This is a genomic window from Porphyrobacter sp. CACIAM 03H1, assembly GCF_002215495.1.
Lineage (GTDB): Bacteria > Pseudomonadota > Alphaproteobacteria > Sphingomonadales > Sphingomonadaceae > Erythrobacter.
The window spans coordinates 2368402-2380764 of the sequence record NZ_CP021378.1 but is presented as its reverse complement, the minus strand read 5'-3'; the positions used below and the strand labels follow the sequence as shown (position 1 = coordinate 2380764).

General features: G+C 67.6%; 11 protein-coding genes. 4 read left to right on the top strand and 7 right to left on the bottom strand.

Annotated features, from left to right (window positions below; genetic code table 11):
• Window positions 1-48: 48 nt before the first annotated feature.
• Together CBR61_RS11365 and CBR61_RS11360 are read right to left on the bottom strand one after the other, a co-directional pair.
• The gene (locus CBR61_RS11365) at window positions 49-1203 is read right to left on the bottom strand and encodes an OmpA family protein (RefSeq protein ID WP_088914465.1); all 1155 of its coding nucleotides are present in this window, start codon (window positions 1201-1203) and stop codon (window positions 49-51) included.
• Between the two features lie 155 nt (window positions 1204-1358).
• Window positions 1359-2492, bottom strand: coding sequence for an OmpA family protein (locus tag CBR61_RS11360; protein WP_088914464.1), 1134 nt, complete (start codon window positions 2490-2492; stop codon window positions 1359-1361).
• Between the two features lie 249 nt (window positions 2493-2741).
• Between CBR61_RS11360 and CBR61_RS11355 the strand changes: the two genes are divergently transcribed.
• The 3 genes from CBR61_RS11355 to CBR61_RS11345 are packed head-to-tail and all read left to right on the top strand — an operon-like array spanning window position 2742 to window position 5291.
• Window positions 2742-4349, top strand: a complete 1608-nt coding sequence (locus CBR61_RS11355) for a long-chain fatty acid--CoA ligase (protein WP_088914463.1) — start codon at window positions 2742-2744, stop codon at window positions 4347-4349.
• Window positions 4342-4857, top strand: a complete 516-nt coding sequence (locus CBR61_RS11350; protein ID WP_233996713.1) for a GNAT family N-acetyltransferase — start codon at window positions 4342-4344, stop codon at window positions 4855-4857. Before CBR61_RS11355 ends, CBR61_RS11350 begins: the two co-directional genes overlap by 8 nt.
• Window positions 4854-5291: a DUF1330 domain-containing protein gene (locus tag CBR61_RS11345; RefSeq protein WP_088914461.1), complete on the top strand. Its 438-nt coding sequence runs from the start codon at window positions 4854-4856 to the stop codon at window positions 5289-5291. Before CBR61_RS11350 ends, CBR61_RS11345 begins: the two co-directional genes overlap by 4 nt.
• Window positions 5292-5297: 6 nt before the next feature.
• Here the strand turns inward: CBR61_RS11345 and CBR61_RS11340 are convergent, their stop codons facing one another.
• From CBR61_RS11340 to CBR61_RS11320, 5 genes are all read right to left on the bottom strand, one after another.
• Window positions 5298-6215: an alpha/beta hydrolase gene (locus CBR61_RS11340; RefSeq protein WP_088914460.1), complete on the bottom strand. Its 918-nt coding sequence runs from the start codon at window positions 6213-6215 to the stop codon at window positions 5298-5300.
• 61 nt (window positions 6216-6276) lie between these two features.
• Entirely contained in the window at window positions 6277-7362 is a 1086-nt protein-coding gene (locus CBR61_RS11335) for a PA0069 family radical SAM protein (RefSeq protein WP_088914459.1), read from the bottom strand.
• Window positions 7363-7470: 108 nt separating this feature from the next.
• Window positions 7471-8001, bottom strand: coding sequence for a molybdenum cofactor biosynthesis protein B (gene moaB / locus CBR61_RS11330; protein ID WP_088914458.1), 531 nt, complete (start codon window positions 7999-8001; stop codon window positions 7471-7473).
• Window positions 8002-8016: 15 nt separating this feature from the next.
• Window positions 8017-9792 (bottom strand): lytic transglycosylase domain-containing protein, encoded by a 1776-nt coding sequence (locus tag CBR61_RS11325; protein ID WP_233996712.1) that lies wholly within the window; start codon window positions 9790-9792, stop codon window positions 8017-8019.
• Window positions 9774-10586, bottom strand: coding sequence for a hypothetical protein (locus CBR61_RS11320; protein ID WP_157696570.1), 813 nt, complete (start codon window positions 10584-10586; stop codon window positions 9774-9776). Before CBR61_RS11320 ends, CBR61_RS11325 begins: the two co-directional genes overlap by 19 nt.
• A gap of 125 nt (window positions 10587-10711) precedes the next feature.
• Between CBR61_RS11320 and CBR61_RS11315 the strand changes: the two genes are divergently transcribed.
• Window positions 10712-12361 carry an electron transfer flavoprotein-ubiquinone oxidoreductase gene (locus tag CBR61_RS11315; protein WP_088914455.1) on the top strand — a complete coding sequence of 550 codons (1650 nt, stop codon included), beginning with the start codon at window positions 10712-10714 and terminating at the stop codon, window positions 12359-12361.
• The last annotated feature ends 2 nt before the right edge of the window (window positions 12362-12363 follow it).

Genomic DNA, 12363 nt, shown 5'->3' with positions numbered 1-12363 from the left:
GGCCGGATTGCTCCGGCCCCTCCTTTTCATTGCGTCGGGCGGGGAGCCTTACATCCCCGAACCCGGGCCGTAGGTCACTTCGACGCGGCGGTTCTGCGCCTCGCGCACGCCATCGGCGGTCGGCACGCGCGGCTGGCTTTCGCCGAAGGCTTCGCCGCTGATCTGGCCCGCCGGAACCCCGCGCGAGACCATGTAGCCGCGCACTGCTTCATTGCGGCGACCGGCCAGCGCCATGTTGTACTGGGCGCTGCCCGCCTTGTCGGTGTGGCCCGCCAGCATCACCCGCGCCGTGCCGCAATTGGCATAGGCGGTGACGGCATTGTTGAGGATGCTCGCCGCTTCGGGGCTGATGTCCGAACGATCGAAGTCGAAGAACACGATATAGGGCCCGGTGTTGCACTGCGCCTGCGGCGGCGGAGGCGGGGGCGGCGGCGGGGGAGGCGGCGGCGGGGGCGGCGGGGGCGGCGGGGGCGGCGGCGGGGGTGCCGCAACCGGTGCGGGCTCCGCCTGTCCGCCGAAGTTGTAGGTCAGGCTCGCGAGGATCGAGTGTGACGAATAGTCCGCGCGCAGATCGCGGCCGTTGGCGGCCTCGATCTCGAAGTTGTCGATCACGAAGTAGCGGTACTTCACCCCGAGATCGACGCTGCGCGACAGTGCGACCCGCGCACCGGCGAGCAGCTGCCACGCGAAGTCGGTGGTGCCATCATCGATCACGGTCCCCACGCCCGCGACCTCGACGGGGAGATTGAGCCGGGCGATGCCGACCCCGCCGCCGCCGAAGACCTGGAAGCCGTCATCGCTGCCGAACTCCACGAGGCCGTTGATCATGCCGCTCCAGATCTCGAGGTCTTCCTCGTTCTGGACGACGGTGCCCGGCGCAACCGTGAGGCCGCCGGGGAGGATGGCGGAATTCACCACGGTCAGGCGGTCATAGCCGTTGCGCTTGTAGCCACCCTCGGCTTCGAGCCGGAAGGCGCCGAAATCGTAGCCGACCACGATATCGGCATCGATCCCGAGCTTGGTGTCGGCAATGGCGGCATTTTCCAGGCGGCCGTCGGCGCGGTCGTTGTCGATGTCGAGCGTCACCTGATCCTCGAGGCTGACGCCGCCGTTGATGCCGATATAGGGCTGGCCTTCGCGTGCCTGTGCTGGCACGGCAACGACTGCGGCAGCGCCGCAGAGCAAAATTGCTGTTCTTTTCATGGGTCTTGTCCCTCTTTTCTGGGTACGGGATGCAGCTAGCCACATCCTGTTTCGCGCGTGTGACAGGCCCGGCCCGCGCCGACCCCAACCTAGGTGGGGATCGGCGGCGGATGGTGCCGGAGCCTGTCCGGGAAGGCGGGGCTCGCGGCCCCCTCTTACATCCCCGCGCCGGGACCGTAGGTCACTTCGACCCGGCGGTTCTGCGCCTCGCGCACGCCATCGGCGGTCGGCACACGCGGCTGGCTCTCGCCGAAGGCCTCGCCGCTGATCTGCCCTGCCGGAACGCCGCGCCCGGTCAGGTAGTTGCGCACCGCCTCGTTGCGGCGCCCGGCGAGCGCCATGTTGTACTGCGCGCTGCCCGCCTTGTCGGTGTGCCCGGCGAGCATCACCCGTGCATTGCCGCAATTGGCATAGGCGGTGACGGCACTGTTGAGGACGCTGGCGGCCTCGGCGCCGATGTCCGACCGGTCGAAGTCGAAGAAGATGATGTAGGGGCCGGTGTTGCACTGCGCCTGCGGCGGCGGCGGCGGCGGAGGAGGCGGTGGCGGCGGAGGGGGCGGGGGAGGCGGCGGCGGGGGCGGCGCCGCGGCGGGCTCCGGCTCGGTGCGCCCGCCGAAATTGAAGATCAGGCTCCCGAGCACCGAATGCGATTCCAGCGCGATCTCGAGAGGATTGCCGCCGAAGCCGTCGACATTGACGTTGTCGGCCCTGAAATAACGGTACTTCACGCCCAGATCGACAGTGTCGCTGAGCGCGTAGCGCACCCCGGCGAGGCCCTGATAGGCAAAGGTCGTGTCGCTGTCGTCGGCAAGCAGGCCCGTTTCCGGCGTGCTCAGCTGGAAATCGACATGGGCGATCCCCGCACCGCCGCCAACGAAGAACTGCAGGCCATCCTCGTTGCCGAAGTCGAGCAGGGCGTTGACCATCCCGCTATAGGTCTTCTGGGTGCTGTCCGGACCGAAACGGCGGCCCGGCACAAGGCCGGGAAGGCTGTTGTTGCTGGTGATGATGAGCGTGTCGTGGTCCTGGTTCTTGAAGGCCGCTTCCCCCTCGATCCGGAACCAGCCGAAATCGTAGCCGAGGACGCCGTCCACTTCCCAGCCCGTGCCGGTATTGGCAAGCGCGCGGTTGCCGGGCGTGTCGCTGCGGAAGGGTTCGCTCTCGATCTCCACCTGGTCCTCGAAGACGATCCCGCCGTTGATGCCGGCATAGACCCGGCCGTCGCGCGCCTGGGCAGGCACTGCGAGGATCGTCGCGGCGCTGACGAGCAGAAATGCTGCTTTTCTCATTTCTTGTTTTCCCTGCATTCGTGTTCGCCCGCTGGTTCAGCGAGCCGTGGCGTCGCCGGACCGACCGAAGGTCCGGTCCGTTGACCGGAGGCCCAAGCCTCGGAAGGTGCAAATAGTTCAACGGCTCGCGGCGAAACGTGCCCGCCGTTGGGCGAAGCGATTGCCAATCGTTTTCGCCAGAGGCATGAACGGGCCGAACCGCCCGGCACGACTGCGGCGGAAACACACGCAATCGCAGGAGAGAGAAACATGGCCGCAGGCAAGCTCGGGGCAATGCAGGACTGGACGATGCGGGTCACCGCAGTGATCGATCACGCCGCGCGCGAGGCGGGCGGGCGCGAGATCGTCAGCCGCTGGGCCGACGGCAGCGAGACGCGCACCGACTGGGCAGGCATCCGCCGCGATGCGCTGAAGATGGCGCAGGCCTTGCAGCGACTTGGCCTCAAGCCGGGCGACAAGGTCGCGAGCCTCGCGATGAACCATTCGCGCCATCTCGTCAGCTGGTATGGCGTGGCAGGGATGGGCGGGGTGCTCCACACGGTGAACCCGCGCCTGTTCGACGACCAGCTCGAATATATCGTCAACCACGCCGAGGACCGCGTGCTGTGCTACGACGCGGCCTTCCAGCCGATCGTCGACCGCATGAAGAGCCGCTGGCCGACGGTCGAGCACTACATCTGCTACGATAGCGGCGCCCATGCCCCGGCCTTCGAGGACTGGATCGCGGCCGAGGACGGCGATTTCGAGTGGGTGACCGGGGGCGAAACCGACCCCTGCATGATCTGCTACACCTCGGGCACCACCGGCAATCCCAAGGGCGTGCAATACGAGCACCGCTCGACCGTGCTCCATGCGCTCGCCGGGCTGCAATCCGCGGCCTTCAACTTCTCGAGCGCTTCGGTGATGCTCCCGGTCGTGCCCATGTTCCACGCGGCGAGCTGGGGTCTGCCCTATGCGGGCGCGATGGCGGGGATCAAGTTCGTGTTCTCGGCGGTCAACGATCCGGCGGTGCTGCACGACCTGATGATCCGCGAGGGCGTGACGGATTCGGCGGGCGTGCCGACCGTGTGGCTGGCACACTTCCAGTATTGCGACGCGAACGGGCTCGACCTGCCGCCATTGAAGGCCGCGACCATCGGCGGCTCGGCCGCGCCGCGCTTCATGATCGAGCGGCTGCTGAAGAACGGCACCCGCGTCCAGCACGCATGGGGCATGACCGAGACCTCGCCCATCGGCACCGTTGGCGGGCCGACCTGGGACTGGGACCAGCTCACGCTCGAGGAGAAGGTCGAGAAGACCGCCATGCAGGGCCGCCCGATCTTCGGCGTGCAGCTGCGCACCGTGGCGCTCGACGACATGACCACCGAGCTGCCGCGCGACGGCAAGACCTCCGGTGCGCTCCAGATCCGGGGGCCGTGGATCATCAGGCGCTATTTCAAGGCGGAGCAGGACGCGGTCGGCAATGACGGCTGGTTCGACACCGGCGATGTCGGCATCCTCCACCCCGACGGCACGCTGCAACTCACCGACCGCACCAAGGACGTGATCAAGTCGGGCGGAGAGTGGATCAGTTCGGTCGAGCTGGAAAACGCCGCCTGCGGGCACCCCGCCGTGGCCGAAGCCGCCTGCATCGGCATCTATCACCCCAAGTGGGACGAGCGCCCGGTGCTGTTCGTGGTCAAGAAGGCGGGTGCCGAGGTGACGTCCGAGGATATTATCGAGCACCTGAGGCCCCAGATCGCGAAGTGGTGGCTGCCCGATGCCGTCGAATTCGTCGACGACATTCCCCACACCGCCACGGGCAAGATCAGCAAGAAGGACCTGCGCGACCGCTTTGCGGACTACACGCTTGCCTGACGTGTCGATCCGGCCTGCGCGTGACGGTGACGCGCAGGCCATCGCCGCGATCTACGCATGGCACGTGGCGAACGGCACCGCGACCTTCGATACCGAGGCGCCGGACACCGGCGCTTGGGCGGCGAAGATCGCGGACTTCGCCGCGCGCGGCTTCCCCTTCCTCGCCGCCGAGCGGGAGGGCGGGATCGTCGCCTATGCCTATGCCGCCCGCTTCCGCGATCGCGCCGCCTATGCCCACACCTGCGAGGACAGCATCTACGTCGCCCACGAGGCGCGGGGGGGAGGGATCGGCAGCGTGCTGCTCCCCGCGCTGATCGAGGCGGCACGGGCGAGCGGGTTCCAGCAGATGATCGCCGTCATCGGCGGCGGCGAGCCGGCCTCGGTCGCGCTCCACGCCCGCTGCGGCTTCGTCCACGCCGGGCGGATGCGCAATGTCGGGAGCAAATTCGGGCGTTTGCTCGATACCGTCTATATGCAACGCGACCTCAGGGAGGACCAGAACCCGTGACCTGCGAAACCTATATCGACCCGTCGCCCGTCAACTTCCAGGCCTTCAAGGACCTGCCGCGCGACACGCCGATCAACATGCTCAACCTGCTGCTCTATCGCGATCTCGCCGAATATCCCGAGGGCCACGAGCACGCCGGCAAGGGCTGGAGCGGGCGGCGGGCCTATGAGGAATACGGCATCACCAGCGGCCCGATCTTCCGGCGGCTCGGCGGGCAGATCCTGTGGCGCGGGCGGTTCGAGACGGTCGTGACCGGCCCCGAGGGCGAACGCTGGCACGACGCCTTCATCGCGCAATACCCCAATGCGGGCGCCTTCTTCGCGATGATCAAGGACCCGGATTACCAGAAGGCCGTCGTCAACCGCACCGCTGCGCTGATGGACAGCCGGTTGGTGCGCTTCGCTCCGGGCGAGGTCGGCGAAGGGTTCGGCTAGACCGCCTCACGGCGCCTGCTTGAGGTGCCTTTCGGCGAAGGCGACCACCCGCTCCACATTGGACTGGCTGAGGAATATCGGCGTCGACACGCCCATGTCGCCGTGGCCTGCCCCCTCCAGCAGATCGAGCTCCACAGGCACGCCCGCCGTGGCGAGCGCCTGTTTCAGAAGCTTCGACTGGCCCACCGGCACAAGGCAGTCCTCGCTGCCCTTCTGGAGTAGGAAGGGGGGATCCTCGCGGTCGATATAGGTCATCGGGCTGGCCGCCCTGACCTTTTCGGGCACGGAGGCGATCGGTGCACCCAGATAGGCGGACTCCGGTGAATCCGCCGCTCCGTGTTCGGGCGGGCAGCCCTGCTCGCGCGCCTGCGGGTCCATCTGCAGGAATTCGGTCGGGCCGAACCAGTCGATCACGGCATTGACCTTGCTCGAGACGCCCGGATTGCCAAGTGCGTGATTGTCGAACACCGCTGCATTTCCGGTTGTCCCGACGAGCGAGGCAAGGTTGCCGCCAGCCGACTGACCGAAGACGAGGAAACGTTCGGGATCAAGACGATAGCGGCCAGCGTTCGCCCGCAGATACCGCACCGCAGCCTTGGCATCCTCTATCGCTGCGGGGAACTTGGCTTCGTCCGACAGGCGGTAGTCGATCGAGGCGACCGCGATGCCCCTAGCCAGCAGCGCCTCGGCAATGGGCGCATCCAGCATGTCCTTGTCGCCCATCCTGAAACCGCCGCCGTGGATGTTGATCACCAGCGGGAAGGGGCCGGTGCCATCGGGCAGATAGAGATCGAGGGTCTGCGCCGGCGACAGGGTCGCATAGGCCACATCCGCGTGATCGGGATCGGGCAGCCCCGAAGAACATCCCCCGAGCACGAGGATCGCCGGGGCAGCGAGCAGAAGGGCGCGCCGGATTGGTGGCATGGGTCGTTCCTCGATCCGGTGTGTGCTGGTCGGGACGACAGCCTAACCGCTTGTCATCAAGTTACAATAACCGCAGTTGCCCGCCGGCTTGAGGAGGCTGGAACCGCGAGCAATCAAGCACGAACCGCGCCTTGCCGATCCCGGCCTTGCGGCAGGCGACGGCAAAGCGCGCGCGGATCAGGTCGGCCCATACGCCTTGCGGGTTGAAGCGGCTGTGGAAATTCGGATCATTGTCCCGCCCGCCGCGCATCTGTCTGACGATGCTCATCACCTTGCCCGCGCGCTCCGGGTAGTGGACGGCGAGCCATTCGCGGAACAGCGGGGCGACTTCGTGGGGCAGGCGCAATGGGATCCAGTTGGCGCTGCGCACCCCGATCTCGCCGAGGCGGGCGATGATGCTTTCAAGAAACGTGTCGGTGATCGCCGGGATGATCGGCGAGATCGAACAATGCACCGGGACGCCCAGCTCGGCGAGTTTCCCTAGCGCCGCCAGCCGCTTGGCAGGCGCGGCACAGCGCGGTTCGAGCTTTGCCGACAGCACCGGATCGAGGCTCGTCACCGAGATCGACACCGCCACCAGTTTTTCGCGCGCCAGCTCCGCCAGCAGGTCGGCATCGTCCATCACCCGGTCGGACTTGGTGGTGATCGTCACCGGATGGCGGGCTTCGAGGCACACTTCGAGAATCTGGCGCGTGATCCGCCAGTCTCGCTCGATCGGCTGATAGGGGTCGGTATTGGTCCCCATGGCGATGGGTCTCGGGGAATAACCCCTCTTCGCCAGTGTCTTGCGGAGCAGAGCGGCCGCTTCCGGCTTGGCGAAAAGCTTCGTCTCGAAGTCGAGGCCGGGTGACAGATCGTGATAGGCATGGGTCGGCCGCGCGAAGCAGTAGACGCAGCCGTGCTCGCAGCCGCGATAAGCGTTGATCGAGCGGTCGAAGGGCACGTCGGGGGACTGGTTGAAGGTGAGGATCGACTTCGGGCGCTCCTCGGTCACGGTGGTGCGCAGTTTCACCGGCGGGCCGTCCAGCGCTTCGACATGATCGCGCCAGTCGCCATCGACCTCGCGCTCGGCCAGGCCGAAGCGGGTGGGGATCTGCCCCGATTGCGCACCGCGCCCCTTGATCGGCGAATGTTTCACGTGGAACATTTACGGAACAAATGTCCGTCTGCCAAGCCCCATGTCCACCGCGCTGACCGGCAAGTGCCGCGCTACGACCTGACGATGACATTGCGACGAGAGCGCGACGACCCCGGTTCAGACTTCCCGCAGCCGCGGCATCAGCTCGACGAAGTTGCAGGGCCGGTTGCGGCTGTCGAGTTGTTCGGCGAGGATCCCGTCCCAGCCGTCCTTCACCGCCCCGTTCGAGCCGGGGAGGGCGAAGATGTAGGTCCCCCGTGCCACCACGGCCATCGCGCGCGATTGCACAGTGCTGGTGCCGATGGACTTGAAGCTCAGCCAGCGGAACAGCTCGCCGAAGCCGGGGATCTCGCGCGCGCCCTCGATCCGGGCGAGCGCCTCCGGGGTCACGTCGCGGCCGGTGAGACCGGTGCCGCCGGTCGAGACCACGGCATCGACGGAGGGATCCTCGATCCATGCCTCGAACTGGGTGGCGAGCAGCGCGGCGTCGTCCTTCACGATCATGCGCGCTGCGAGATGATGTCCGGCGCCTGTCACCCGTGCGGCGAGAATGTCGCCCGAGGTGTCGGTCTCGGGCGTGCGGGTGTCGGAAACGGTGAGAACAGCGATGTGTATCGGTTTGAATTCGCGCGTTTCGTCAATCGCCACTTTGCCCGCTCCCCGCTACGGCTCCAACCGTGCCGAACGGGTCGTAGCAGCCCGCGGGAATTCCGGCCAGCGCCCTTGCGCGAGCGCGCGGCGGCTCTGCGAGGGAACACCGGCGGCGCGCTCGTACATCCAGTAATTGCGCATCACGATCGCGACATAGCCGCGGGTTTCCCAATAGGGGATCGATTCCATCCACAGCAGCGGATCGCCCTGATCGTTGATCTCGCCATTCCAGCGCCCGACCGGCACGAGGCCCGCGTTGTAGGCCGCCATGATCTTGGGCAGCGCGCCGCCCGTGGCGGGATGGTCGCGCAGCATCTCGAGGTGGCGCTGCCCATAGGCGAGATTGACCTGCGGATCGTTGAGGTCCGCATAACTCATCCCGAGGTTGAGGCGCCCGGAATGATCCTTCGCAGCCGCCGGCATGATCTGCATCAGGCCCCGGGCATTTGCGGGGCTGACGGCGGCGGCGCGGAAGTTCGATTCCTGGAGCGCATGGGCGAAGGCCAGCGCCGGATCGACCTGCCATCCGCCCACCGGCTGCCAATAGGCCACCGGAAAGCGCAGCGAGGGGTCGCTGCTGGTGCCGTAGGGCGCGTTGTGCGCCATGAACAGCTGGGTCGAGGGCAGGCCGAGTTCGCGCGCGAGGCGGGCGAGGGCGCCATACTGGTAGGCCGGACCGATCTTCGCCTCGTGGCGCAGCACCTCGTCGGCAAGCGAAGGCCGGCCGATCTCGATCAGCGCGGCGGCGACGCGGACATTGGGGCGCTGCTGAAGCTGGTTCCAGTCCTCGCGGCTCATCGGCGCAAGGGGGGCATGGGCTGGCAGCTCGATCCCGAGCTGGTCGGCGGCGAGCATCCCGTAGAGCGTCTCGTCCATCCGCGCCGCGGCGGAAAGGTGCTGCTGCGCCTGCCCCGGCTCGCGGCAGCGCACCGCCGCGCGCGCGGCCCAGTAGTGCCCGGCGGCGGCGAGTTCGACGTTGGATGCGATCCCGGCGACCCGCGCGAAGGCCTCGCCCGCGAGCGAGCAGTGGCCCATGCGCCATGCGGCAAGCCCCTCGACCCATGCGCCCTCGGCGACCCAGGCGCCGGTGCCTTCGGCGACGGTCCGCGCCAGTTCGAGCGCGGCGTTGTCGTTGTTCTCGATATAGTGGCTCCACGCCACGCGCTGGCGCCATTCGGCGCGGGCATCGCCCGAAAGCTGCCAGTCGACCTCGGCGAGCAGGCGCTGGGCCTCGCCCGGGTTGTCTGCCTTGATCGCCGCGAGGATCGCGGTCGCGGTGGCGGGCGGCATGGTGCCGTCGTTCACGGTGCGCGGCAGGATGCGCTTGGGGGCATAGGGCTGGCGCGCGAAGCCCTGTTCGCCCGGGATCGGCGGCAGGGTGGTCAGGCCACGCTTGGCGCCCATGCGGGCGAGCTGTTCGGCCTGGGGCAGATCGGTGCCGCCGGCGGCGAACCATGCGGAGATCTGCTCGGCGGCGATCCTGGGGCTCTTGGCGTGGGTGTAGTATTCGGCGCGGGCGACCTGAGTCAGCACGCCGGCGGGTCGCTGGGCCAGCAGGCTCTCGACGAGGCCCCATTGCTCGGTGTCGATCGCGGCGAAGAGCTGGCGGTAATGTTCACGCTCGTCGGGCGCGAGCACGGCGGAGAGCGCGCGCTCGCCCGGCACCGCGCCGTTCCAGCGCGCCACGAGATCGCCCGATTGCGCCGCCGACGGCGACGCCACGGTCGTCGTCGCCAGCGCCAGCCCTGCCAGAAGCACTGCCTTGCGCATCAATGTGTGGCCGACCATTCCATCCATCTCCGCCAGAACCGGGCCTTGAGCCGGGGGCTTTCCATGAGGGCTTCGAGCGTTTCGCTCATGATGACCGGGCGGTTAACATTGCCATGGTTATTCCCGCTTGAATCATCACGGTTAACAAATCCCAGCATCGGCGCGAGGCCCGTGCCGAAGGCGAGCACCCGGGCCGGGGCGACAAGGGCGACATGATGGGCGGTGACCATGTCCATCCCGCCCGCAGCCAGCGCCGCGAAGTCAGCCATCGGCATGACCGAGGGAAGGGCCGAGGCGATGTAGACCGCGCTCTCGTCCAGACCCATCGCGGCGAGGATGTTGGCGAGCAGCCGCCCCTGCGGCCCGTTCATCAGCACCTCGCGGTCGCCTTCCTCGGGCTGGGGGACGAGCACCATCAGCGTCGCGCCGGCATTCCCGCGCGGCGGCACACGAAGGGCACCGCGCGCGAGGCCCGCTTCGGGTGCCTCCATCCACCACTCACGGAAGGCGGCAAGGTCGCCCGGGGGCGAATCGCCCAGTGGGTTGCGGCGCGTCGCGGCGCGAGCGGGGGGCGTTTCCGGCAGGGCTGCGGAGCGGCGGACCGGCTTGTCCGCAACCGGGCGGTGATCGCCCGTGGCGGCCCGCGCCCCGGTAACCTGACCCGCGCCTGCGGCCTGCCCGGGTGCGGCGGGGGCGGGTTCTCCCAACCACGCCGTAGCGTCATCGGCGAAGTCGTGGTCGACCCCGGCCATGTGCCACCAGGCGAGCGCCGCTTCGCATTCGCGCGCTAGGGAGGGGTCTGGCCAACTCATCGGGGGGTCTTGCTATCCAATGCGGGTCTTGACTGTCCCTGTCCCCGTTAGCAAGTGGACGGACAAGGCATATCGCCAGACTGTGCGGCCCGCGCGGCAAAAACCAACAAGGATCAGGAATCCCCATGAGCGAACGTGAATCGATGCCCTGCGACGTCGTCATCGTCGGCGGCGGTCCGGCGGGTCTGTCGGCGGCGATCCGGCTGAAGCAGATCAATCCGGAACTGGAAGTGATCGTGCTCGAGAAGGGCTCGGAGATCGGTGCGCACATCCTGTCGGGCGCGGTGGTCGATCCCAAGGCGCTCGACGAGCTGCTGCCCGAATGGCGCGAGCAGGGCTGCCCGATGGCCGAGACCCCGGTGACCGACAACTGGCACTGGGTGCTCTCGAAGACCGGCAAGACCTCGCTTCCCCACGCGATCATGCCGCCGCTGATGAGCAACCACGGCTGCTACACCGGCTCGCTCGGCAACCTCACCCGCTGGCTGGCGGAGCAGGCCGAGGGGCTGGGCGTGATGGTCTTCCCCGGCTTCCCGGCGGCGGACGTGATGATCGACGAGAACGGCGCGGTCGCGGGCGTCATCACCCAGGACATGGGCGTGGCGGCGGACGGCAGCCACAAGGGCGACTACCAGCCCGGCATGGAGATCCACGCCAAGTACACCCTCTTCGCCGAGGGCGCGCGCGGCAACCTCACCAAGCGGATGAAGGCGAAGTTCGACCTCGAGGCGAACTGCCAGCCGCAGGTCTACGGCCTCGGCATCAAGGAACTGTGGGACATCGATCCCAAGAAGCACAAGCCGGGCCGCGTGATCCACACGCAGGGCTGGCCGCTCTCGGAAAGCGAGAGCTGGGGCGGGGGCTTCCTCTACCACCAGGCAAACGGGCAGGTGGCCTTGGGCTTCGTGACCGCGCTTGATTACAAGAACCCCTGGGTCTCGCCCTATCAGGAATTCCAGCGCTGGAAGCAGCACCCGGCGATCCGCGAATATCTCGAGGGCGGCAAGCGGGTGAGCTATGGCGCCCGCGCAATCAACGAGGGCGGCTGGCAGTCGGTGCCCAAGCTCGCCTTCCCCGGCGGCGCGCTGATCGGCTGCGCGGCGGGCTTCGTCAACGTGCCGCGCATCAAGGGCAGCCACACCGCGATGAAGAGCGGGATGCTGGCAGCCGAGAGCATCGCGGCGGCGATTGCTGCCGGTCACGAAAAGACCGAGCTGATGGACTATGACGCCGCGGTGCGCTCCAGCTGGATCGCGACCGAGCTGAAGCTGGTCCAGAACGCCCAGCCCGCGGTCGCCAAGTACGGCGGCGACATCGGCACCGCGCTTGCGGGCATCGACATGTGGATGCGCACTCTCAAGATCGGCTTGCCGATCAGCATGAAGCACCATCGCGACTACGAGATGACCGGCCGTGCCGATCTCTACCCGCCCATCGCCTATCCCAAGCCCGACGGGGTGATCAGCTTCGACAAGCTCACCAACGTCGCCTACAGCTACACCAACCATGCCGAGGACCAGCCCTGCCACCTTCAGGTGAAGGACTGGGAGCTGCAGAAGCGCAGCGAATACGACGTCTTCGGCGGCCCCTCGCAGCGCTATTGCCCGGCGGGGGTCTACGAGTGGCTGATCGACGAGAAGTCCGGCGAGCCCAGGTTCCAGATCAACTCGCAGAACTGCGTCCACTGCAAGACCTGCGACATCAAGGACCCCAACCAGAACATCAACTGGGTGACGCCTGAGGGTGGCGGCGGGCCGAATTATCCGAATATGTGATC